This window comes from Aureispira sp. CCB-E, assembly GCF_031326345.1.
GTDB lineage: Bacteria > Bacteroidota > Bacteroidia > Chitinophagales > Saprospiraceae > Aureispira.
Genome location: NZ_CP133671.1, coordinates 4,006,531 through 4,031,974 on the forward strand (window position 1 = coordinate 4,006,531; position 25,444 = coordinate 4,031,974).

At 35.4% G+C, this 25,444-nt stretch carries 20 protein-coding genes; 9 read left to right on the forward strand and 11 right to left on the reverse strand.

All coding sequences use genetic code 11. From position 1 onward, the window contains the following. Positions 1-40: 40 nt before the first annotated feature. The 5 genes from QP953_RS15555 to QP953_RS15575 all read right to left on the reverse strand — a co-directional run bounded on the left by QP953_RS15555 (position 41) and on the right by QP953_RS15575 (position 7,389). Positions 41-982: a hypothetical protein gene (locus tag QP953_RS15555; protein WP_309551665.1), complete on the reverse strand. Its 942-nt coding sequence runs from the start codon at positions 980-982 to the stop codon at positions 41-43. Between the two features lie 118 nt (positions 983-1,100). Next, positions 1,101-1,838, reverse strand: coding sequence for a protein phosphatase 2C domain-containing protein (locus QP953_RS15560; RefSeq protein WP_309551666.1), 738 nt, complete (start codon positions 1,836-1,838; stop codon positions 1,101-1,103). A 181-nt stretch (positions 1,839-2,019) separates the two neighbouring features. Next, positions 2,020-4,389 carry a ribonucleoside-diphosphate reductase subunit alpha gene (locus QP953_RS15565; protein WP_052593398.1) on the reverse strand — a complete coding sequence of 790 codons (2,370 nt, stop codon included), beginning with the start codon at positions 4,387-4,389 and terminating at the stop codon, positions 2,020-2,022. A gap of 317 nt (positions 4,390-4,706) precedes the next feature. After that, on the reverse strand, positions 4,707-5,681 hold the full coding sequence (locus QP953_RS15570; RefSeq protein ID WP_052593121.1) for a ribonucleotide-diphosphate reductase subunit beta: 975 nt from the start codon (positions 5,679-5,681) through the stop codon (positions 4,707-4,709). 565 nt (positions 5,682-6,246) lie between these two features. Next, on the reverse strand, positions 6,247-7,389 hold the full coding sequence (locus QP953_RS15575) for an amidohydrolase (protein ID WP_309551668.1): 1,143 nt from the start codon (positions 7,387-7,389) through the stop codon (positions 6,247-6,249). Positions 7,390-7,587: 198 nt separating this feature from the next. Here QP953_RS15575 and QP953_RS15580 point away from each other — a divergent pair, with 198 nt between their 5' ends. Beyond that, positions 7,588-9,390 carry a MutS-related protein gene (locus tag QP953_RS15580; RefSeq protein WP_309551669.1) on the forward strand — a complete coding sequence of 601 codons (1,803 nt, stop codon included), beginning with the start codon at positions 7,588-7,590 and terminating at the stop codon, positions 9,388-9,390. A gap of 122 nt (positions 9,391-9,512) precedes the next feature. On the opposite strand, the gene QP953_RS15585 is transcribed toward QP953_RS15580, so the two are convergent. From QP953_RS15585 to QP953_RS15595, 3 genes are all read right to left on the reverse strand, one after another. After that, positions 9,513-10,169, reverse strand: coding sequence for a hypothetical protein (locus QP953_RS15585; protein WP_309551671.1), 657 nt, complete (start codon positions 10,167-10,169; stop codon positions 9,513-9,515). 227 nt (positions 10,170-10,396) lie between these two features. After that, a complete protein-coding gene (locus QP953_RS15590; protein WP_309551673.1) occupies positions 10,397-11,452 on the reverse strand; it encodes a two-component regulator propeller domain-containing protein in 1,056 nt (351 codons plus the stop codon). A 62-nt stretch (positions 11,453-11,514) separates the two neighbouring features. After that, a complete protein-coding gene (locus QP953_RS15595) occupies positions 11,515-12,324 on the reverse strand; it encodes a helix-turn-helix transcriptional regulator (protein ID WP_052593133.1) in 810 nt (269 codons plus the stop codon). Between the two features lie 461 nt (positions 12,325-12,785). Between QP953_RS15595 and QP953_RS15600 the strand changes: the two genes are divergently transcribed. The 8 genes from QP953_RS15600 (at position 12,786) to QP953_RS15635 (ending at position 21,242) form a co-directional block, all read left to right on the forward strand. Further along, a complete protein-coding gene (locus QP953_RS15600; protein ID WP_309551674.1) occupies positions 12,786-14,036 on the forward strand; it encodes a vWA domain-containing protein in 1,251 nt (416 codons plus the stop codon). 234 nt (positions 14,037-14,270) lie between these two features. Then, positions 14,271-15,248, forward strand: coding sequence for a tRNA dihydrouridine synthase DusB (gene dusB, locus QP953_RS15605; protein ID WP_052593139.1), 978 nt, complete (start codon positions 14,271-14,273; stop codon positions 15,246-15,248). 70 nt (positions 15,249-15,318) lie between these two features. Continuing rightward, a complete protein-coding gene (locus tag QP953_RS15610) occupies positions 15,319-17,586 on the forward strand; it encodes a hypothetical protein (RefSeq protein WP_309551675.1) in 2,268 nt (755 codons plus the stop codon). Between the two features lie 170 nt (positions 17,587-17,756). Then, complete coding sequence (locus tag QP953_RS15615) at positions 17,757-18,422, forward strand: TetR/AcrR family transcriptional regulator (protein WP_309551676.1); 666 nt, start codon at positions 17,757-17,759, stop codon at positions 18,420-18,422. Positions 18,423-18,424: 2 nt separating this feature from the next. Further along, the gene (locus tag QP953_RS15620) at positions 18,425-19,276 is read left to right on the forward strand and encodes an ABC transporter ATP-binding protein (protein WP_052593145.1); all 852 of its coding nucleotides are present in this window, start codon (positions 18,425-18,427) and stop codon (positions 19,274-19,276) included. A 4-nt stretch (positions 19,277-19,280) separates the two neighbouring features. Next, positions 19,281-19,985, forward strand: coding sequence for a hypothetical protein (locus tag QP953_RS15625; protein ID WP_052593147.1), 705 nt, complete (start codon positions 19,281-19,283; stop codon positions 19,983-19,985). 33 nt (positions 19,986-20,018) lie between these two features. After that, positions 20,019-20,726, forward strand: coding sequence for a hypothetical protein (locus QP953_RS15630; RefSeq protein WP_309551677.1), 708 nt, complete (start codon positions 20,019-20,021; stop codon positions 20,724-20,726). A gap of 57 nt (positions 20,727-20,783) precedes the next feature. Then, positions 20,784-21,242, forward strand: a complete 459-nt coding sequence (locus tag QP953_RS15635) for a DinB family protein (RefSeq protein WP_309551679.1) — start codon at positions 20,784-20,786, stop codon at positions 21,240-21,242. Positions 21,243-21,271: 29 nt separating this feature from the next. On the opposite strand, the gene QP953_RS15640 is transcribed toward QP953_RS15635, so the two are convergent. The 3 genes from QP953_RS15640 to QP953_RS15650 form a co-directional block, all read right to left on the reverse strand. Then, complete coding sequence (locus tag QP953_RS15640) at positions 21,272-22,090, reverse strand: outer membrane beta-barrel protein (RefSeq protein ID WP_309551680.1); 819 nt, start codon at positions 22,088-22,090, stop codon at positions 21,272-21,274. A gap of 348 nt (positions 22,091-22,438) precedes the next feature. Next, on the reverse strand, positions 22,439-24,064 hold the full coding sequence (locus QP953_RS15645; RefSeq protein WP_309551682.1) for a PfaD family polyunsaturated fatty acid/polyketide biosynthesis protein: 1,626 nt from the start codon (positions 24,062-24,064) through the stop codon (positions 22,439-22,441). A 47-nt stretch (positions 24,065-24,111) separates the two neighbouring features. Continuing rightward, positions 24,112-25,413, reverse strand: a complete 1,302-nt coding sequence (locus QP953_RS15650; RefSeq protein WP_309551684.1) for a hypothetical protein — start codon at positions 25,411-25,413, stop codon at positions 24,112-24,114. Between the last annotated feature and the right edge of the window lie 31 nt (positions 25,414-25,444).

Genomic DNA, 25,444 nt, shown 5'->3' on the forward strand with positions numbered 1-25,444 from the left:
ATTAGCTCGTTAATTGCCAACGAGCTAATGTTGTACTATATTACAACGCAGCTTTAAATTCTTGTATCAATAGCTCGATATCTTCTGGACCATATTTTCTAGAAAAATGAACGGGAACAGGCTGCAAAACATTTGCTTCTCGCATTACTTTTCCTGACATAGCAGCATAACTGTGGTAGTTTGTTTCGGCAAAAGCTTTATCTTCATTTTTGTAAAAACATTCTATAAAAACTTGGCGGCAGTCGGAAAAATGACTTGTAATTTTCCTGTGATTTTCTGCATGAGCAGCATGATCCATAATAATTCCCAATGAATCACCCTTTTGTAGATGCAACAAATGAAATAAGTCTTTGGCCTGATATTGATGGTCTTCAACAATAATTATTCTTTCTGTTTGCTTTTGTTCAAAGGCTTCTTTTAGTTCTCGAACCCATTTGCCACCACGAAACCCACTGGCTTGAATGTCGATTTTGACGGTATCTATTTCTTTGAACAAATAAGCTAAAGTTGGAATTTTGTGGTCGAGTAAAATGCCAGTGACAGTAAAATTTTTTTCTTGGAAAATAATATTGCTATAGAGAGGATTTTTTTCTACTAATTCCCAAACGGGTGGTTCCAATTCAAATACCTTAATTTCATTTTCAGAAATTAGCTCTCGAATTTCATATACAACCGCCCCCGACTCAATTAAATTCCAAGTATAGCTTTTTAATTTGGCTTGAACTTGCTGTGCAATATCCTTAGGACCACAAATAACAACTTTGCGCTGAATTCCAATTTGATGTCGAATGACCATATCAAAATTTACAAAATGATCAATGTGCGTGTGGCTAATAAAAACGGCATTGATATTTTGAACTTCTTTAACAGTCCAATTGCTAGCGTCACCACATTCACAAAGGTAATTCCAAGAGTGGTTATCTAGTTGCACTAAAATAGATATGTCTTCGTTGATCTGGTTTTTTAGAGTTGCTTGAAACATGAAAATAAAATGATGTTAATATGATTTTTTACGTCTTCTTAAAAGAAGAATTGCTCTAGAAAGTTCCCAAGCCTTCATCATTTTTAGAGTTTTGAGCCCTCCGAAAGCCTTATTGGATTTAAAATAGCCGAATAATTGCTACATCGTCATTAGGTTTTAATCCATACTCTTGTTCTAGATAAAGACATTTTCGGTCAAGCATATTGTCTTGTTGACTGAAATCTGTATCAAGCATTAAATACCTAATAGGGTCAATTTCGTAGACTGTTTCCGTATTGTTTTTCGCAAAACTCAGAATACCATCTGTTGAAATGGCTAGGTTAGTTACTTGCTCAAAGCTATATTGAGTGGTATGATTGGTCAGCCACTGATCAAATGTTTTATGTAAGTGATAAGCTAAATAATCAGGTTTGTCATTTTGTTCTATCACTATAATTTGATCGTTGATGGCTACAACGCCATCTCCACTGACGGTTATCAAAGCCTTTTGAGTTGGGTAATGATAAACTAAGATAAGACAAGTAGCGACTAGTTCTTCTATTTCCAAAAAAAGATTATTTTTTTCAGTTTGAATGAGCGAAAAAAATTGACAAAGTACTTGATGAGATAGTTGCTGTATTGAAAGCTGTTCCAATTCCCATTTGGCGTTCTTAAGTGCTAGATAAGGAAATTCTTGTAGGATTTTTTTTAATATTTTGCCAAATAGAGTCGCCGCAAAATGACTGTCTTTGCCAGAAGAACATCCATCCATGACTCCAGCAACTAACCAGTCTTGATGAATTTGTTTTGAGTATAAAAAATCTTCACAAAAAACAGGATGAAATTCGCCTAATTGTAATGTTGAGTATACTTGCATACTCTAAAGTAATTCTTTTTTGTCATAGAACAAAAAAGATTTCTTATTCCAAGAATTTTGAGGCAATTGCTAAATTTGATAACTCGCTACTAACAAAAAAAAGCGAACAACCCTAAGAAGTTGCTCGCCTTTATATGGTGCGTTTTAATTCTTGTTTGCTATCAAAACAAAAGACATTTTATTAAGAACCACACATTAGACAATCGTCAGGATTATCTAGGCTACAAGAAATACCTTCATCCGTATTGGCAGGATCAACTGTTTCCGCCTTAACAAATTTTTGTTGGTGTTTAGCTGATAATGTAAATTTGATAGGATCAACAGCTGCCTTACTTCTTAGGTAATACATGCCTGTTTTTAATCCTTTTTTCCATGCATAGAAATGCATAGATGTTAATTTAGCAAATGTTGGATTTTCTACAAATAAATTCAAGCTTTGCGATTGACAAATAAATGCCCCTCTATCTGCCGACATGTCAATAATATGACGTTGCTTAATTTCATACGCTGTTTTGTAGAGCGCTTTGATATCGTCTGGAATTTCTTTGATATTTTGGATAGATCCGTTAGCAGCCATCAATTGCTCTTTGATTTCTTCTGTCCATAAGCCCAGCTCAATCAAATCTTTCAGCAGATGCTTGTTAACAATAATATACTCACCCGAAAGTGTTCTGCGAGTGTAGATATTAGAAGTATAGGGTTCAAAACATTCGTTGTTACCTAAGATCTGAGATGTTGAGGCTGTTGGCATTGGAGCCAATAATAAACTGTTGCGAACACCATATTTTTTGATGTTAGCGCGAAGTTTATCCCAATCCCATTTTGAGGAAGGAGTTTGATCCCACATATCAAATTGCAAAATTCCTTGACTAATAGGAGAGCCTTCATAAGATTGGTAAGGACCTTCTTCTTTTGCTAGTTCAGCAGATTCTGTTACGGCAGCATAGTACATCGTTTCAAAAATAGCTCTATTAAGCATTTTTCCTTCTGTACTATCAAATGGATAGCGCATTAAAATCAAGGCATCTGCCAAACCTTGCACACCAATACCAATTGGACGGTGGCGCATGTTAGAATTGTAGGCTTCTTGTACAGGATAATAGTTAATGTCGATAACCTTGTTCAAGTTGCGAGTAACTATTCTAGTAATTTCGTATAGTTTGTCAAAATCGAACTTACCATTAATCACAAATTTAGGTAAAGAGATAGAAGCTAAGTTACAAACAGCCACTTCGTCTTTAGAGGTATATTCCATAATCTCAGTACAAAGATTACTAGAACGAATAACACCTAAATTCTTTTGGTTTGACTTTGAGTTAGCGTGATCCTTGTACAACATGTAAGGCGTTCCAGTCTCAATTTGAGACTCAAGAATTTTGGTCCACAATTCACGCGCTTTGATTGTTTTTCTTCCTTTTCCTTCTGCTTCGTATTTTTGATATAATTTTTCGAATTCTTCACCATACGTATTGTACAAGTCAGGACATTCATTAGGACACATCAACGTCCATTCTACATCTTCTTCTACACGTTGCATGAATAAATCAGAAATCCACATAGCATAGAATAAATCTCTAGCACGTTTTTCTTCTTTACCGTGATTCTTTTTAAGATCTAAGAAATCAAAAATGTCAGCATGCCAAGGTTCTAGATAAACCGCAAAAGCACCTTTCCGCTTCCCACCTCCTTGGTCAACATAACGAGCCGTATCATTATATACTCTCAACATAGGAACAATACCATTGGAAGTACCCCCTGTTCCTTTAATATAACTACCTTGTGCACGAACATTGTGAATGCTCAATCCAATTCCACCGGCAGACTGAGAAATCTTGGCACAACGTGTTAGGGTTTCAAAAATACCAGAAATGGAATCTTCGGTAGCACTCAACAAAAAGCAAGAAGACAATTGAGGTTTTGGAGTTCCAGCATTAAACAAAGTTGGGGTAGCATGGATAAACCACTTTTCGGACATCAAACTATAGGTTTGGATTGCAGAAACAATATCCTGTCCATGAATGCCAATGGCAGCACGCATCAACATATATTGAGGACGTTCTACGATTTTACCATCCATGCGCAACAAATAAGAGCGTTCCAAGGTTTTAAAACCAAAGTAGTCAAATTCATAATCATTCTCATGTTTGATAGCCGTATCAAACACTTTGCGATTTTTCCAAATAATATCAAATGTTTCATTGGATATTAACTGGGCATTTTCTCCTGTTTTAGGATCAATATACTCATGCAATGCTTTCATTGTTTTAGAGAAAGAATTGTTAGAGTTTTTGTGTAAGTTAGAAACCGATATACGGGCTGCCAAAATTGCGTAATCAGGATGTTGAGTAGCCATAGTAGCAGCAGTCTCAGAAGCCAAATTATCTAAGATAGTTGTACTAACACCATCGTATAAACCTTGGATAACCTTTTTGCAAATTTCAATAGAATCTACATAACGAAGGTCAAGACCGTTACATAGATACTCAATGCGTTTTTTGATTTTATCAAAAGAGACATCTTCTTTTTTTCCATTTCTTTTTAGTACTTGCATTTTTTTTGTTTTGATGTCCATGCGCTTCTTCACGCATGTATTTTGGTGGAACAATCTAGTAGTGAATACTAGTAATACTTTGGGACGCCCAATAATCAAACCTTTGGTATAGGGCAAAGATTGGACGAGTGACTATTCTAAAGAAAGCTTTCAGCTGCTTCAATAGCCACTTAACAAGTTGATCTGTTTCTTTTTGTTATAATTATAGCCTGCCCAACAAACTAGTGCTTACGTGAAGTCAGTTGGCAGACTATGAGAAGTTGTGTAAGAAAAAATAGATAGCGTTTAAAACAATGATTTCTTACCAATTCATTTTGCTAAAAATCTTCGTCTAGAGAGAACGTTTGCTTTTCACGATCTGCCATTACGCCAGCTTTTTGATAATCGCCCACACGTTTTTCGAAGAAATTGGTTTTTCCTTGCAAGGAAATTAAGTCCATCCAAGAGAAAGGATTTGCCGTGCCATAAACCTTATCGTTGCCCAAGGAAACCAACAAGCGATCTGCTACAAATTCGATGTATTCGTTCATCAGACCTGAGTTCATTCCAATTAAAGAAACAGGAAGCGCATCGGTTACAAATTCTTTTTCAAATTCAACCGCTTCAGTAATAATATCTTGAAGTTCTCTTTTGTCTAGTTTGTTTTCTAACATAGAGTACAACAAGCAAGCAAAATCACAGTGCATCCCTTCGTCTCTACTGATAAGCTCATTAGAGAACGTCAAACCAGGCATTAGACCACGTTTTTTAAGCCAGTAAATAGCACAGAAGCTACCTGAAAAGAAAATACCTTCTACCGCAGCAAAAGCAATCAAGCGATGAGCAAAAGATGGTGCTTCATCAATCCATTTTAAAGCCCATTTAGCTTTTTTCTGAACACAAGGAAGGGTGTTCATGGCTTTGAATAGACCATTTTTTTCTTCGGTATCTCTGATGTAGGTATCTATTAAAAGGCTATACGTTTCTGCATGTATATCTTCAATCTGTATCTGGGTAGAGTAGAAAGAACGCGCTTCCGCAATTTGCACGTCCTTGTAGAAATTTAAAACTAAATTCTCATTAACAATGCCATCACTAGCTGCAAAAAATGCTAAGACATGTTTAATGAAATGGCGCTCATTGTCATTTAGCTTTTCATTCCAATCAACGATGTCTGCTTCTAGATCAATTTCGTCTGTAGTCCAAAAACAAGCCAAGGCTTTTTTTCGCATTTCCCATACTGCATCATGTTGAATTGGAAACAAAACAAAACGATCGTCACTCTCTGTAAGAATTAATTCTTTATTATTCATTTGATTTAAAACAATTTGTTGTGGATAAGTCTCTGTGAAATGATCTCGTGAATAAGTTAAAAAGGAATATTTAACAGGTACTTGTCCGGGTTAATTTTTGTGCTTATCAAATTTATAGTTTTTATTCCAATCGCCCAAATTGGCTTTTGGTGTTATTTTAATGTTAAGAGTTTATTGGTTTGATTATCAATTATTTAAAACTTAAATAAAAATATTCTTCAAATGATATGCTCAAAAAACACTTATCAACAGATATTTTGTGAATAACTAACTTAGTACCTTGATTTCGCTATGTTTTTTGCCATTTTCATACTAAAAGATCTAAAAAGTTTCATACTAAAAAAAGGGTGTAAAAACAAAAATATTCATTAATTTTTTGAAACTTTTTTTTGTAAAAGAAAATAGTATTGTTGTAAAATGTGGATAACTTTTTTGAAAGGGAAATTTTATACCCCCAAAAGAAGGATAACAGTCTTTGAGATAAGAATAAAAATAGGGAAAATAAGCGGCTAGCAAATCTAACCAGTAATGATTGGCAAAATTGAACAAGCGCAACAAAAATAGCTTAGCTTTGCATGGCGATAGTATACCATAGTTGAATCCCAATTTCGAGACAATCTTCGTCTAAATCAAAGTAAGGACTATGCAGCATAGCGGTAATGCCTTTGGCTTCGTTTCGGCATCCTAAGAAAATAAAACAAGCGGGGATTTTCTGAGAATAATAACCAAAATCTTCCCCTGCCATAGAGGGAGGATGAGGGTATATCAAGTTTTTTGGATCTAGCAAATGAACTAATTTTTGGGTCAAATCAGGATGATTGTAGGTCAGTGCATGCCCATCGGAGTAATTGAACTCAAAATGAGCATCGTGAGCCAAGCAAGTTTGTTCGAGTAATTGATACAAGCGTTTCTTTAGATTTGTTTTGACGCTAAGAGATAGCGTACGAATAGAAGCTGAAAGCTTTATAGTTTCAGGAATAATATTATGTGCTGTTCCTGCTTCGATGATAGTAAAAGAAACAACAGCGGCATCTAAGGCAGAAACATTTCTTGCTACAATTGCTTGAACTGCATTGATATATTGCGCCGCAATAATGATAGGATCAATAGTGTCGTGTGGGTAAGCTGCGTGCCCGCCTTTGCCTGTGATGGTTATTTCTAAAATATCAGGCTGTCCCATTGTAGGACCAGTACACAATCCTATTTTTCCTGTCTCTAAGGTTGGCCAAACATGTTGACCATAAATAGCATCAACACCTTCTAGAACGCCATCTTCAATCATGGGAATTGCTCCGCCAGGAATGTTTTCTTCGTCGGCTTGAAAAATAAAGCGGATATTATGTTGAAGTCGATCTTTGTATTGAACAATTAATTTAGCAGCGCCCAAAAGCATGGCTGTATGAGCATCGTGCCCACACATGTGTGCAATACCTTTGATGGTAGATTGATAGCTTTTATCTCCTAATTCTTGAATTGGAAGGGCATCCATATCTGCTCTCAATGCAATTCTTTTTCCTGCATTAGGAACATTTAAATCGGCATATAAACCATTTTTACCTATATTGGAATGAACTTCTAAGCCCAACGCAAGTAATTCTTGTCGAACTAATGCAACTGTTTGATAAACCTCTGAGCCAAGTTCTGGATATTGGTGAATGTGTCGACGAGTTTGTACAGTTTCTGTAAGAATATTTGTAGGTATAAGCATGTTTTGAGATATTGAGGATTTTTAAAATTGAATGCATGCACAATAGTTTGTTATAGTAATAGGGGAAACTGCTATACAACTAACTATACATTAGGGTAAATTTGGAGCAAGTATCAACTGATTGTGATTTCATACTTAACCAAACTAATACGATTTTCAACGGAGTAATATTAGATATTATTAGGATAATAAATAAAAATGAATTTAGAAAAAATATATCAAGAACGTTTAAATGATTTCTTGAAACAGCAAAAAGAGAAAGCAAGTAAGATGTTCCAAATTGGAAATATTCGAGTTGCTTTGTTTGTTTTGATGGTGTATTGTTTGGTCCAATTTTTTAGTTCAGAGTTTGAAACGATGTATTGGTGGTGGGGATTCTTGGGAGTGCTGCCTGTTTTTATATTTTTCATTCGTTTGCATCAACGTCACTTTGATGAAAAAAGAAGGATTGATGAGTTGGTTGTTATTAATGAGAAAGAGCTTAAGGCATTAGAAACCAATCGACCGCAGTTTGAAGGAGGAGGTGAATTTGATGATCCTAGACACGATTATTGTTCAGATTTAGATTTGTTTGGTTCGGCAGGATTATTTGCTTTTGTCAATCGAACTTCAACCGCAAAAGGAAAAGAACGGCTGGCAAATTTATTTAAACAACCTTTTGAAAACCCCAAAACCATTTATACACAGCAAGAAGCAGTGAAGGTGTTGAGTCCTAAGGTTGATTTTCGCCAAGCTTTTATGGCAAATGGTAGAATTACAGAAGATACTTTGGATGACATTGCTTACTTGCAAGCTTGGACGGAAGCTCCTGTTGCTTTTTTAGAATCAATTCCTTGGAGAATTGCTCGTATTATCTTGCCTTTGTTGTCTATTGTCGCATTGGTTTATTTTATCATAACTTTTAATCACCTTCCATTGGTGGTAATGGGGACGTTGAACTTTGCCTTATTAGGCGTAAAAAGCAAATATGTAGGAAAAGAACACACAGAAATAGGGAAGCGCCAAGAAATTTTAAGAATGTATGTTTCCTTGCTAGACTTAGCAAATCAAGAAGATTTTGGAGATGCTGCGATATTGAATGAAATTAAAGAAACGGCTAAAGCCGCACAGTCTGGTTTTGGTCGATTGACTAAGATTGTGGATTATTTCGATCAACGGTTAAATATATTTGTAGGTTTAGGGCTAAATCTACTTATTTTGTACGATGTGCATTGCTTGTTTGCTTTAGAAGCTTGGAAGAAAAAACACAAACAATTTTTGACAAAGTGGTTGGATAGTGTAGCGGAGTTGGACGGATTGATTAGTCTAGCTACTTTTAATTATAATAATCCTGAATTGAATTTTCCTCAGTTAGAAAAATCCGACAAATTGTATGTGCATGCAGAAGCCTTAGGGCATCCTTTAATTCCTGTGCAAGAACGGGTGTGTAATGATACAAAACTAGGAAGCCAACACAAAGTTTTTGTCGTGACAGGATCAAACATGGCGGGCAAGAGTACTTTTTTACGTTGTGTAGCGATAAATTTGTTGTTAGCAAAATGTGGTGCACCCGTTTGTGCAACTTCATTTAAGTGTTCTATAATGGATATTATGACATCTATGCGGGTGCAGGATTCTATCAGCCAGCAGACTTCTTATTTTCAAGCGGAATTGTTGCGTTTGCAGTATATAATTCAATCCTTAAAAGAAGGGAAGCCTACATTTATTATTTTAGATGAAATATTGAAAGGAACGAACTCTGAAGATAAATTGCTTGGGTCTCAATTGTTAGTGCAACACTTTTTAGACTTTAATTGCTTAGCGATGGTTGCTACACATGATCTAGAATTAGGAAATATGCAAGACGATTTACCGGATCAAGTCGAAAATCTTTGTTTCGAAAGTATTATTGAAAATGATGAATTGAGTTTTGATTACAAACTAAATAGAGGCATTGCCAAAAATAAGAATGCAACATTTCTAATGCGTAAGATGGAGATTGTTCCCAAGGAGTTGTTTTAATTTCAAAGAAAGAATACTTGCTACACTCGAACGGGCTAAGTGTTTGTTTGAGTGTAGCAAGTGGTTTAATCTAATTTCAATAGACGTAGTGACAGTGTAGCTAACGGGCAACTGAATTCTTTCTACACTTTTTCAAAAATATAACGTTGTATGTATTCTGGAGGAATAGGATAGTAATCTACAGCCGACCAGCCAACTTCATAGCTATCTAAGATCAGTACATTATTACTTAATCTAAAAATTCTGAAACGCCCATATTGAGGAGGACCGCATCGAGCGGCTAGTGGACTAGGATCAGAGCAATACAATGCTGCTACATCCAACAAATAATCAGTGCAATTTACTTGATACATGCCATGATAGCATTCATGTGGAATGTTGGGGGTGTAATCTAGTAAATGAAAGCCAGTCGCATCAATCCAATTTAAGCGAATGTTATGATTATAGGTAAAACTTAGCGTGTCGGGAAGGTGTGCGTAAATCATGTCACAACTAGTGCTGTTGCCTTCGTGGTCCAATACGTCAGTAAGTACCCAAGTGCCCTGGAGTCTTACTGGGCAGTCTCCATCAGAAGCACTTGGTTTTGCAGTGGCGGTATTGAGATTGGAAAGTGCTGGTGCAATTGATTGATTGGTAATCGTATTTGAAGTATTTGAAGGGGTGTTGGAAGTGCCTATGGCAGATGTAGTTGGGGTTGGACTAATAATTTCGTTGTTTTGGCAACCAATTACAAGGGTCAGTAGTAAGCCAATGGAACCCAATAAGATACTTTTTTTCATATAATTATATTGTTATAGTTATTAAAATAAGTAGATGGTTTAAGTAAATGATTAGCAAAATTTAACTGCCAATAATTGCTTATTTCGATCTATCATTTGATTACAATACAAAGGTATATGAATAAGGATGGGAAGTCGATGCAAAAAATGATACAAGACTTGCAAAAAAAAGTAAAATACGATAGGTTATCATAAAATTGTATAAAATCTATCTGATTAGGTGCTTGTTAGAAATGAAATGGTTCAAACTGTTTTCCATTGTAACAATAAATACCTGAATCATGTGTCGTAAGCCAAAGTTTGCCTTGCTTGTCTTGGTAAATCGAGAAAATTAAAGGAGTTTTCTTAGAACGTTTAATTGGATAATGGGTTAGTTGGTCGTGCTGTTTGCACCAAACACCATCATCATAAGTAGCCATCCATAAAGCGCCATTATTATCTTCAACGATAGACATGTAATAAATAGTAGCTTTATCGTTGGGTAATATCTCATTTTCTCTCTGATAGTCTAGAGTTGTCCTGTTGGATGTTGTTGGAGAAATTTTATATCGATAACGATTGTTAGAAAACCAAAAATAGCCTTCTTGATCTTCGATAATTGCTCGGATTCCAAATTCACCTCCTTCTGGGGTTAAGGATAAATGTTCTTCATAAAGCCATTGGAGAGTTGAACCGTCAAATCGGCAAAGTCCTAATGAGCTTGTGCCAAACCAAAGGTGTCCGTTGCGGTCCTTATACATCGAATAAATGCCATAAGGAGAATAAGAAGGAGTGGGGTGTTTAGCATAGAATGTTTCTGCAAGTTTAGGTGGAGGAAATTCTAAATAATATAAATGTTTGCCATCGTAACGATAGGGACCTTTTTTAGACCAACCCATCCTAAACCATAGATCAGTAGAGGTTAATTTCCATTGGTGCTTAGAAGAATCGTTTTCTATGACAGTTAAGGTAGTAAATCGGTGACCATCAAATTTAGAAACGCCTTCTGGAGTATCAAAGTATACATTTCCTAAATGATCTTCTTGTATTCCAATGATAGCATGGCTGCATAAGCCATCTTCTTTGGTAAAACGCATCAACTTTTCACCATCATATTTGTATAGCCCTTTTTCATTACCTCCAAACCAATAGTTTTCTTGTTTATCTTGGAAAATAAGCATTGCCTTGTAGTCAAAGTCGGATGTTATTTGCCCGAAGGTACTTTCTTTTGTAGAGGAAGTACTATCATTAGAAGAGGAGGCTCCTTTGCAAGAGACCAATAGAAAAGGTAAAATGATTGGCAAAAGGGAAAATTTAAAAAAAGAATTAAACAAGAACATATTTGGGATTACATTTGGTTGATGTATTATCGAAACTTTATTCTAAAAGTACTGGGAGTCATTCCTAAGTGTTTTTTAAAAAAATTGGAGAAGTGAGCAGGTTCTAAAAAGTCGAGTTGGTAAGCAATTTCTTTAACGGTTTTTTCACTATGAATAATCAAACGTTTGGCTTCCAACAAAACTCTAGTAATGAGAAATTTTTTAGCGGTCATGCCTGTTCTTTCCTTTACAATGCCATTTAGCCTATTGAGAGAGAGGTTCATTGCTTGGGTGTAAAAGTCTGTGCTTTTTTCAATGTGATAATTTTGTTCTACCAAATCCAAGAATTGATTGAAGTATTCGTTGTTGGGACTTGTTTCTGCTTGTTTGCTTAATTTTTGATATTTTTTAAGAATGGATATGTATAAATTAAGTGCCGACAAGGCAGCAAAAATAGAGTCATTAGAATTGTTGTTATTGTACGATTTTAAAAACAAATAACTATCTTTTAATAACCTAGCTTCTTGTTTATTTATAGCGACACCAGCCTCAAAATGTTGATTGTATTGAATGAAATTAAAGAAATTATTCAAAAAGGGATTGGAGGCAATTAGAGTTGGTTGAATTTTGATAACATAACCTTGAGAATCCCTTGAATGTTTGACTTGATGCAGCTGGTGAGGACCAACTAGTTGAATACTAGGAGGTTTGATGTCGAAATCTTTAAAGTCAATAAGATGGGTGCCACTTCCTGCAAAAAAGAAGAAGAGTTCATAATAAAGATGGCGATGGGGTTCCAAGTCACGATCTTCGTTACTAGTTTTTATTTGTACGATTTGATAATGTTTAAATTCCAATAGATATTTTTATTTGTAGATGGTATGATTGTATAATTACTTAATTAGCAAGGAGGATAAAAGAACAAAAGCTTAATTTTTTTTAGATAAAAAAAATAGATTATTAATGAATAAAGTGATTTTATATTGCTTTTTTTTGTAAGTTTAGTCTGCTTTTTAAGGCATGATCTGGTTTTTTACCTTTTCTTGAAAAAACTTTTTAATGAAATTAAGAGAAAATTTCTAAAAAAGGCATACAAGAAAATACGAAAAAGATGCAAAAATGGAGTTTTAGAAAAAAACTTTTTTTGGCTTTTTTTGACATTGCAGGTAACATTTGAATCATTCAAGTCATATACTTTTGTGGAAATAGGACTTTGTTTTAAAGTCTTAGAGCCCTAGTTCTTATATTCTACACATCTCTAGCAAAATTCTATGAATAAATAGAATGTATAATCCCATAAAATAAACATCACCTTCTTATGAAAAAAATACAATACTTGACATGTGGTATCGCTCTTTTTTCTTTAGTGAGCTGTTCTTTTGATACAGAAAGTTCTAGTGCCGATATCGTTGTTGATCCCTATAAAATAAATGCATTGACGATTCGAGGCAATGGAGGAGATGATATTGCTGTTGATAATGGTAATCATGGCTCAATTTCAGGAGATGATATTAATGCGGAAGCTGGCACTTTGACGGCAGGAGAATGGAATGATTTGAATAACTGGAAATTTTGGCAGTCATTAATGCAAAAGAAGAATTTTTCAGAATATCAGCAAGAGTGGCAATTTTTTCCTTCTCAACGCTATTCGGTTCGAATAACAGATAATATGGGGCAATCTGTAATGGATTGTCGGGTGGAATTGTTAGGAAAAGATAATCGAAAAATATGGGAAGCAAGAACAAATAATTCGGGAATTGCTGAGTTGTGGGCGCAACCATTTTCAGAAGGTAAAGATTTAAAGAATACTATAGTTATTGATTACAAAGGAAAAAAGCAGACCTTAAACTCTCCCCAAACATTCATGGAAGGGATTAATGATATTAAGTTGAAAATGACATCAACCATGCCTGAAAATCGCGCTGATGTCATGTTTGTTGTAGATGCAACAGGATCAATGGAAGATGAAATTGCATACCTTAAAAAAGAATTGGAAGATGTTGTGGCGCAGGTGAAAACAGAACAACCTGATTTAGCCCTTCAAATTGGGTCCGTTTTTTATAGAGATGAAGGCGACAAGTATGTAACTCGCTCTAGTGCCTTGTCTGCCAATACTGATGCGACTATCAATTTTATCAATGGTCAGTCAGCAGATGGTGGCGGTGATTATCCGGAGGCAGTTGATGTAGCTTTGGAAGAAGCTGTTTCCATGCAAAATTGGTCTAAATCAGCTAGAACTCGTATCGTTTTCTTGTTGTTAGATGCTCCACCACACCATGATAGTAAGAGCCTCAAAAGCATTCAAAAAAGCATTACTAGCGCTGCCGAAAAAGGAATAAAATTAATTCCTATTGCTTCTAGTGGAATTGATAAAAAGACAGAATTTTTGATGCGCTTTTTCTCATTAACAACAAATGGTTCTTATGTATTTATGACCGATCATAGTGGCGTTGGAAATGGGCATGTTGAGCCAACAGTAGGAGAGTATAGAGTAGAATATTTGAATGAGTTGCTAACTCGAATCATTACACAATCAACGCAACCTGCAACCGCAACGTTGTTAGAGTAAAATAAAATCACGAATCCCCAAAATGTTCCTTTTATTAAGGTAAGAATAAGCTCAACACAACCTGTTGAGCTTATTTTTTTATCAGAGATGTTTATTTTGACAAAAACTATAAATTTGCTCAGATTGCTAATTTTTAAAAGCATTAGAAACTTTGTATCTTTGTGCATTTAGAAAAAGTACAAAATGAACTTTTATTAAACAAAAAATCATAGACGATATAAATAATATAGAATAATGGTTAAAATTGGAGATATAGAATTAGGAGATTTTCCACTATTGTTGGCCCCAATGGAAGATGTTAGTGATCCCCCTTTTCGAGCGTTGTGCAAAAAACAAGGCTGTGATATGATGTATTCTGAATTTATCTCAGTAGAGGGATTGATTCGAGATGCAACCAAAAGTGTTGAAAAATTAGATATCTTTGATTATGAGCGACCAATAGGAATCCAAATATTTGGATCTAATATGGATTCGATGATTCGCGCAACAGAAATTGTAGAAGAAGCAAATCCCGAAGTAATAGACATCAATTTTGGTTGCCCTGTCAAAAAAGTTGTCTGTAAAATGGCTGGAGCAGGAATTCTTCAAGATATTCCTAGGATGGTTAAATTGACAGAAGCGGTTGTGAAAGCAACGAATAAACCTGTCACAGTGAAAACACGTCTAGGGTGGGATGATAATACAATTTTTATAGAGGATGTTGCAGAGCGTTTGCAGGATGTCGGCATACAAGCTTTGTCTATTCATGGTCGGACTCGAAAACAAATGTACAAAGGAGAGGCAGATTGGACAAAAATTGGCAATATCAAAAGAAATCCAAGGGTTAAAATTCCTATTTTTGGAAATGGGGATATCAACAGTCCCGAAAAAGCAGCTTTGTATAGAGATAAATATGGGGTAGATGGAATTATGATTGGACGTGCTGCTATTGGATATCCTTGGATATTTAGAGAAATTAAACATTATTTTAAAACAGGCGAACATTTGCCACCACCAACAATTCAAGAACGTGTTGCGGCAGCTAAAGAGCACTTGGAAAAGTCTGTGATTTGGAAAGGAGAAAAATTAGGAATTTTGGAAATGCGCCGACACTATACCAACTATTTTCGAGGATTAAAAGGAGTGAAAGCCTACCGTGCTCAACTAGTACAAGCAGATGAGGCTGCTATGGTATTTGATTTATTGGATGAGGTAGAACAAGTATATTCTTAATTTTTAAATATAGAATAATTTAGTATATTGTTTAGCAGTAGACTGAGAAGCACTAGAAGATCATTTCACTATGAAGCAACTATTACACCTTTTACTATTGTCTCTTCCCTTTGTGTCAATATTGGGACAGTCTCTTAATGCAAATTTTGAGTTCAAAAATCCTCAGCTTCAAAAAGATGTTTATCGTGCTGATTATGGGACAAAAGGTCTGTTGCTGACATTCGAGTATTTGTATACAAACACTAGTAGCCGTTTGACTTCTATTGTTCCTACTGTAACATTAGAAAAAAATGGAATGCAAGTTTATGCCAACGAAACAAAAATATTGGTTCTGTCTCATAATGTGTGGTCAACAGCGCAGGTCTTTATTCCTTATCGGGGCATCAATCTACTCAATGGCTTTCATGAAGGACTACAATTAAATATTACTTTAGAGAATTTGCTAGACTATGGAGGAACGTTGAGCATACAGCAACCGCTTCGGTATAAAGTAGAGATAAATCTCAAAGGTGCTGCTGTCAAAGAGCAATTGGTGCATTATGATGAGGGTTCTAATCCTAAAGAATGGCTCCCAGATGTGTATTATACCTTTACAACCAATGAAGGTTCAGAGCCTGTTTATCGTTCAGAAGTACAACATAATCAATATTCAATAGCACCTAAAAAACTGTCTTTCTATGTTTTGGAAGGAGAACAGTTGACATGGTCTTTTTATGATAGAGATGGTAGTAATGATTTGTTATTGGGAACTTATACGAAGCTAAATCCTAATGGTGAATACGTTGACAATGTTTACGGACAAATGTTTGGAAATATTAAAAACTTAGAATTTGACTATGCGCAACGTGCACAAGCTCGGCAGTCCATTTCAATTTATAGCGATCCCAATTATTTGTATAGTAAAAAAGAAGGGGTTGCCATTACGATCGAATATGATTTGGCAAAAGCTTACCAAGGTGAAAAAGCAACCATTCATCTAAATTGTTACGATAAAAATGGGATTCGTTTAGATGTGCCAGTGTTGTATCCTATAGAAGAAACACCCGCTGTAGATGCCAAGATAGATTTAAAGGTAAAGGGTAAGTTAAAATATTTTATTCCTTTTTATGTATGGAAAGAGGCTTGTAAAAATGTCGAATTTTATTTTGAATTGGATAATAAAGAGCAAATACAAGCTGCTCGCCATACGCTTTACAAGCCTATTCAGTTCGAGGATTGGGTGATAGATGCTGGGATGAAAGTAGAGCATGATTATAAGTATCAAGGTGCCAAGGGAATTCAGCTTCAAGTATATTATGAATTGCTCAATGTCTATGATAACGCTCCATTGTATGTGAAGTTTTATCAAGCTAATGGCGATGCTTTGACTTTTCCAGTTTATCATATCATGGGGGATGATTTATCAGCAGTTATAAAAAAAGAGCATATCACAGAAAATCCTAGAATAGCAGATAAGTTGTTTTACTTTATCCCTTATGCTAGCTTAACAGATGAAATAATAGCTGTTCAAGTAGATTTAGTCCCTGACGTGGCGATGAATATTTTACAAAAGTTTACAGAACCATTGTCTAATCGTTCTCAAGGAACAGACGTGTCTTTAGAGTTGGTGAAAGCTGGAGAGCGATTTTGGTTGGAGAATTATGGACAGGTCATAGAGCTGAAGCTAGAAGTACCTACATTTTTTGTAAATAAAACGAAGTTAAAACTTGATATTCAGAAAAATGGAACTTCTTCTCAAGCTTTTCTTTTGGATGGGATGTTGACACACGAAAAAGATGATTTTATATTGACAAGAGACAGTGGACGTGTCTATGTCGTTTTTTCGCATAGAAATATAGTAGGCGGAACTCGTTTGTCATTAAATGCAGTGGTGACAGATCTGGAGGGGAATATCGTCATGAGTAATGCAGTGGAGTGGAAATGGCAGGCTCCTAATGAGTTATTTAACACAACGATTGAGGTTGCTCTGACAACCTGTAAGTTTGACCGAAAGATCATTCAAGATACTCTTTTGAACACAGATTTTCCGTGGAATTATGTCGTTGAAGCAGGAGGTGCTGTTTTGGTGGAAGAGACGTTGTCAAAAAAAATGGGCGCCAAAGAATTAAAAGAACAATTTAAGCACAGAGTATTAGTTAATCGAGAAGATAACATTACGGTAAAAATTGTTGATACAAAAAGCAAAAAAGCCGTTGTGTTGTGGCATGGTGATTTGGGCAAATGGGAACAAGATAACTTTAAATCAGAGGTTACTAATAAATTTCCCCTAAAGTTGATCAAAGTAGGGGCAAAAGTAGACAAAAACTATAAAGCACATAAGGAAAATGGCGCATTGTAGTGCTTAGGTATTAATGATTTTGACATTGCTTTTTTTGCTACCTCTTACTTATTCAGTATAAAAAACAGACAATTTTTTATTCAAAACTTGCTTTTATAGTTTCGATGGCTTATAATTGTGACTATGTAGTCATGTGACTATATAGTCACTTATATTTAAATGTATAAATAATGCCAAAACCAACATTTGAAAAATTGCCTTTAGATAAACGGGAAGCTTTTATAAAAGGATTTTTAGAAGAATTTGCTGCCAAAAATTACGACAAAGCGTCAGTTTCAGTTGTGGTCAAAAAGCTAAATATAGCCAAAGGTTCGGTTTATCAATACTTTGAAAACAAACTTGATTTGTACCTCTATTTAAAATCTCGTTGTGAAGAAACAAAAATGCATTATGTCTTGGGAATTAGACGAGCAGATTATCCTACATTTTGGGATTATTATAGAGCACAATACAAAGCAGGAATTCAATTTGATTTAGAACATCCACTAGAGAGTCGTTTCTTATATAGAATAGGAGAGAAAGAAACTTCTGAAGCTCTTCAGGATTATATGAAAGAATGGAAGCATCAAGCGATTCAGGCGTATATTAATGTTATTCAAGCAGAAGTTGATTTGGGACATTTCAGAAAAGATATTTCAGCAGAAGCAATGACTTACTTTTTGGTGTCGGTAAGCATGGGGACTGGTGATGTATTAAGGGATCGTTACCACATCGATTTCGATGGAAATATAAAGGATGGAAAACCTGTTTTTGCTTTGGACAAAGCAGCTTTGATGGAAGCTGTAGATGAGCAAATTGCTCTGTTAAAAGGGGCTTTAAACGCTAAAAATAATTGAATATGATAGCAGTAGAAAAACTTAGTTATAGTTACAAAGGAGCCAAGAGCTTTGCTTTGGATAACCTTAATTTTTCCATCGAGAGTGGAGAAATATTTGGTTTTTTAGGACCATCTGGTGCAGGAAAAAGTACGACTCAAAAGATTTTGTACAAAATCTTGACCGACTATCAAGGAGAGGTCTTAATAGATGGTGTATCTTTGGATACTTTGGGTAAAGACTATTATACTAGGATTGGTGTGGGGTTTGAACTGCCCAATCATTACATGAAATTGACCGCTAGAGAGAACTTAACCTTGTTCGGCTCTTTTTACCCAGAAGAAAAGCTACAAAAGTTGGAAACATTATTTGAAGCGGTTGGGATGGAAGAACATATCGACAAAAGAGTAGAGGATTATTCGAAAGGAATGAAAATGCGGTTAAATTTTATTCGGTCGATTATGCACAATCCTGATATTATCTTTTTTGACGAACCAACTTCAGGTTTAGACCCCATCAATGCACACAAAGTTAAAGAGCAAATAAAAAATCTAAAAGCGCAAGGAAAGACGATTTTTATTACTACTCATGATATGACGACGGCCGATGAATTGTGCGATCGAGTCTCCTTTATTGTTGATGGAAAAATTGTTTTGACAGATACGCCTTCTAATTTAAAGCACATTCACGGTAAAGAATGTATTCAAGTAACGATGAATAATTGGGAAAAGACAGAGTTTCCTGTGAAAAATATTGGGCACAATCAAATGTTTTTGGAGTTGATAAAAAGAGAAGATCTAATGAAAATAGAAACTTTAGAAGCTACTCTAGAGGAAGTATTTATTAAAGTAACGGGTACCAGTTTAAAAATCTAGAGACATGGACAACTTAAAACATTTGGCGGAGCAGTTAAAGTGGCAGTTTGTTATCTTACAGCGCAACAATTTGATCAATATAAGTGTCGGTGTAACAGTTCTATATGCCATCATTTTCTATATTTTTAAGGATTTTGCTTATATGGAAAAAGCATTAACATTGCTAGTTTATAACGACCCTAGTTTAATTGGGTTACTATTTTTTGGTTTGGCTGTTATTTTGGAAAAAAACCAGCAAGTATTGCCTGCTTTTTTGGTTACACCAATGAGTATTCACCATTATTTATTGTCAAGAACAATTGCTCTAACAATAATCGGTTGGTTTTGTGCTTTGGGAATGGTCGTTGCCGCTTTGGGCTTTTCATTTAACTGGTTGCACTGCTCAATGGGAGTAATTGGTATTTGTTTTATTTTTAGCTTGGCGGGTGTATTTTTAATTAGTTATACAAGTGAGTTTTTAAACTATATGCTGTTGTCTATTCCTGTTATGATGCTGTTAAGTTTACCTTTGTTAAATTATTACCATCTAACCGATATAGCTTGGTTCAAGCTGATTCCAACACAAGGAGCAACAGATTTGCTAATAAGTTCGTATGAAAGCCCCTTGGCGACTGGTGAATTGCTGTTCGCTTATGGTTCTACGATTTTTTGGATAGTTGTTCTTTACTGGGGAGCATTTAAGGTATTTTATAAATCTGTTCGGACTTAATTAAAGGGCAATCGCCTATTAAACAAAACGATTATGAGACAATTTTTAACCACCGCAGTCAACGATTTTAGGCTTATATTTAGAGATGCCTCTTTAAGAGTTTTCTTAGTAATGCCTATTTTAATTTTATTAGTTGTCTGCTTTTTGTGCCCTTATTTGAAAGAAACGTATCCCGAAATAAGTGATTATGTTGTGTATATCGTCATCATGTCTTGCACCCAAGCATCAACAATGTATGGATTTATATATAGCGTTGTGTTTTTGGATGAAAGGGATACTGAAGTAGCGAAAATGTATGGCATCTTACCCATCTCTAAAAATGGCTTTTTACTTACCCGATTATTAGCACCGTATTTATTATCTACGATTACAACATTCATTATTTTAATTCTACAGCCTTTATACAGCCTAAATCCTTTGGGAACTTTTTTATTTGCTGCTTTATTTGGCTTGTTGGCTCCTGTGCTGGCCTTGTCTGTAGCGGGATTGGCAAACAACAAAATAGAAGGTATGACTTGGTTCAAAGGACTTAATTTAGTGGTTAGTTTGCCCTTAGCAGCCTTTTTTGTGCCAGATTATAAATATGCTTTTTCTTTTATTCCTACATTTTGGGCTTATACAGGAATGTATGAGCTAATCATCGAAGGAAGCTATATGTTGTTTTTAATCGTAGGATTCACATTTACATCAATTACTTTAGGAGCTCTGATGCGTTTTTTTATAAAACGACATTTTACTTAGAAGTAGTTTATTTTTTCATATATTGCAACCGTTAAAATACAAAAATATAGATGATATATGAAATTATTAAAGGCTATTGAGGAATTGGAATCCTATGTAGATAAAGCATCTTTGGTTAATGAAAAAATTTCCAAGTCTACTATTGGATGGCAAATAGGACATATGTTAAAAGTGATCTATGGAGTCGCAAAGACAGTTGAAAAATCCGATCCCAAGAAGTATAAGCGAAAGTTCAATCTTACACGCACAATTATCTTTTTGACCAATAAAATACCAAGAGGAAAGGGAAAGTCTCCTAAGACCGTTCGCCCGAAAGAAGAAGAAATGACTAAGGAAGCTTTGCTGAATTTGACAAAAGAATGCAAAGAAGCTTTAAGGTCGATGCAAAATGTGGCTCCTAATGCGTATTTTGATCATCCTTATTTTGGTCTATTGAATAAAAATCAAGCGTTTCGTTTCTTGGAAATTCATACAGAACATCACTTAAAAATTATTCGAGATATTACACGTTCGTAAATATTAGACAACTATTAACTTTCCAGTCGTTATTGTGCTCTCCAGTAGCGACTGCGATAGCGACTTCTAGGTTGGTAAAACATACTATCAGATTGTAATCTATAGGTTAGACCAATGTTCAAGCCAACCATTAAACCGTGTGTGTGACGGCGAACCAAAATGTAATCATTGGGTGTCACTGCACGAAAATCAGAAGGAAAATACCGAGGGGCACTTTCGCCTTCTAAATTGGTTAAAGAACTTTCAAAATGTGCTAAAATAAGCAAATCAAACAACTCACTAAGTTGAATTTTGGCCCCCAAATCAATAGATGCCCCAAAAACAAAATTATTGAAAATGTTTAAGGGCTGTTCGGTGCTGCCGTATTGATCCCTATAATCTATTTTTTTATCCGAACGCCCTGAATTGAAAGGATATTTAGTTCGTCCTCTTGCCGTTATTAAAGCATCTAAATGTGGTCCCAAGCGCATGAAAAACTGAACAGGAGCATTAGGTGAGCTGCTAATTCTAAACAGGAGAGGAAGTCTAATGTAAGTTAAGGCTCTAAAGCTAGTTTCTTGCAATATTTTTAACTGCTTAGCAGTAGTCGTTTGGACGTAGTTTTGTTGTAAATAAGTAAACCCCAATCCTGTTGCAATGCCTAGGGTTTTACTAAAATTATGACCAACTGTTACCAAACTAGTGTTTCCAATACTAGTTCTAGAAAGTATAGAGGCTTCTTGTTGATCATTTTGATTGAGTATAAATGAAAAATTGATGCTATTGTTAATAGTTAGCTCTAAACCTTTTTGAGAAAATGAAAAAAAAGGGTAGCTAAAAGCACAAATGACTAAAAATAAAATACGCATAAGCAGGACGTTTGGTGTGAAATTACTTTGTAGTTTTTTTTTATTCTTATGAGAAAAATCAAAAATCCACGAAGCATCAGTGTAAAATAGTAGCTGTTTTATGCTTCAATTATTAGAAGATAAAACTCGGTACCTGCTCTCTCAATTTATGTTATTCTGAAGAGAATAGTATACCTACCTTACTATAATAAACGAATCCTACTCTATAGGCAAGTTCAAAAAAATCAATTTATCAAAATAAAAAGGGTTGTTTTTTTTTGTGAAAGGCTTGATAACAAGGTGTTAAAGCCTGTGAATTCCCAAAAAAAATAACCCTTTTGCTTAAAAGATATTATAATTGGACTAGTATTAGCTAAGCAGAGCAGCAACGTGTTTTTCGTTAGGAACATAAGTTGCCCACTCGATTGGTAAGTGTATTCCTTGCGTTTGTAAGGCTTGAACACGATAAAGATAAGCAGCGCCTTCCATGATATGCCCAGCAATATCGGCTGCTGTACGATTTTCGTAGGCCTCCAAATAAGTACCTTTTGCCCAATCATTAAAAGCACCCATTGCAGGACCACACCAGATTTGCATATCACTTACTCGCTCTTTGATACCTGCGTTTGCCCAGTTTGAAGACAAGCCTAAGTACCAACGGAAAATTAAAGCCATTTTTCGTTTAGGATTGTTTTGAGCTCGTTCAATTTGATGAGGGTCACGCTCTTGAAAGAACTCAATACAACCTTGCCAAACCTCTTCCAAAGGCTTTCTAAATGTCTGTTTTTCTAGTTTTTCTCGTTCTGCTGCTGGAATATCATCAATAGATTCATACTTCATATAATATTCATACAATTTTTTGGCTCTGGGACCGAACAAAGTACCACGTTTCAGAACTTGTAGTTCAACCCCCATTTCAAACATATCAGAAGCAGGAGCCATCATGACATCCGTTTGAGAGACATTAGCCAATAATTTGCGCACATGCTCAGACGTTCCAGCTTCTACACAAGCTTGATTTACAGAACCAGTTACAATATAAGCAGCTCCCATCATAAATGCAGATAAGGCAGATTCAGGAGTAGAAATTCCACCAGCTGCTCCAACACGAATGGCTGTCTTGAATTGATGGATTAATTGCAATTCATCACGCAAACGAATGATAGAAGGCAACAAAGCAACCAATGGACGATTGTCGGTATGCCCGCCAGAATCTGCTTCAACGGTAATGTCATCAGCCATAGGAACTTTAGCTGCCAATTCTGCTTGTAGAGCTGTGATTTTTCCAGCTGCCAACAATTTATCTAGATATTTTTTAGGAGCGGGTTGCATAAAGTGCTTTGCCACTTCTTTGCGTGAAATTTTGGCGATGACGCGATTGTTGATAACCACATTTCCCTCTGCATCTTGTGTCAAACCAGCTACACGATAGTGTACAATATTGATCGTTAAGTTTAAGAAAGCAGAAGCCTCTACAACTTGTACACCTCTAGCTAAAAAATGCTTAACAGCACCTTCTTCCAAAGCAGGCTCATTAGGACTGTGAATTAAGTTAAACGCATAATGTTCTTTTTTTAAGGCATCTTGTATTGTATTAATAGCTTGTTCTACTCGATTAGGAACCAAGCCTGCTGCCCCAAAAGATCCCAATAATCCAGCCTTGCCCATTGCAATAACCAAAGCCTCAGAGGCAATCCCATTTGCCATAGCTCCTGTTTTATAAGCGTACTTTAGTTGGTAATCTCTTCTAAAGGTAGGATCTCCCAATTGTTGAGCAGTCATAGGAGCTACCATACCTAAAACTTGTAGACCATTACCATCGGTGGTCAATTCCCCTGCATTGGCTACTCCAATTCTATCTGCATGATCTAAAACAACAAAACAGTTGTCGCTTGTGTTTTTTAGCTTTTGCTCCATGCCAGCAGCATCAAAGGAAATTGCTCTAGGAGAGCCTTTCCAATACAATTTTTGCTTTATTCCTGTGAAGTTAATCATCTTGTTGTATTTAATTTTAAGTATGTATTTGCATTCGTCAACTAGTGTCAAAGAATGTGTTTTTTTAATAATTTTTTGAATGTTTTAACATAAGCGTCTACTTCCTTCTTAGAAGATACATGGCCATCATAGCACAGTCCAATTCGCATCTTATTGTTGTAAGTATAAACACTAATATAGTGCTCAATTGTCATTGCAGAAGATACCACAACCGGAAGATAGTGCTTGACATGATATTTTTTTGTCTGATCAGAATTTAAGCGACCATAATTGGTTAGAATAAAAGCGGTGTTAATCCGAGTTAAATCTAGTTTTTTGATCAATTTTTGAATGAACCAATCGTTACGAATATTGTATTTGTTCAAATTAGCAATATCAATAAAACTTGGGCTAATGCCTTCCATATTGATAACCCCAAACAAATCAGGAGAGTCAAACCATTGACTTATCTTTTGTTGCAGTCCTCCTGCAAAAGCTTTGAAGGGGATCTGAGTGTTTTTAGGCAAGTCAAATTTCATAGAACTCACGTAAAGTCCCATATTGTGCCCAGGGTCTACTTTTAGCTTTTTTCGAAGATTGACAGTAACAATATAATTGTAAACCGAAGGGTATTTTTTAGGGAGATCAGCCCTTGTATACAAGAACAATGTTGCCAAAAAAGTATTGACAGAATAAGCATTTTGCTTGCAATGTTGAACAAGCTTTGTTGTTTCTTCTTCTGTTAACTCTTCTATCCACAAGCTCGTTTTTCGATTTTCCCAATAATTGGCATACATCGTATCAATCATATCTTGAGTGAGCAAAAAATCTTTTTTGCCTAACAAGCGATTGACGAGAGACATCGCCCAATCTAGCGACTTTGGGGCTGTGGTTTCTGGGATCAACTCTTTTAAAATGCCTACAGGTCGGAGAGGCGCAAGTGCATCTCCATTTAAGACAGCAATTAAGTCATGCAAGATATGATTCAAAGAAATCCCATCACAAATAGCATGATTAGCAACGACAATCAAATCACTATAACCACGGTGTTGATTTAAGACAAAATGTATTAGAACGTTTTCGTTAAGTCGATGAACTGTTTGTAAATTTTCCTGCGCCAAAGTGGTATAAGAAACATCTTCATAGACTTTAATGATGGGGGTTGCTGTTGGCTTAAAAACAAGATAAACATCATTTTTTTGATCAACAGTAGGAACCATCTGAAGAACAGGTTGCTGTTCAAGAATGGGAATCAAGGCTTGGCTTAGTTGTTCTTTGGTAACCAGAGTATTTAATTCAATTCCTGTAACAATATTAGCATTGGGAGAAGAAATAAAAAAACGGGTGATACCAGATAGTTTTATCTTCATAGGTGAATACCTGTAATAATCAGTAATATAT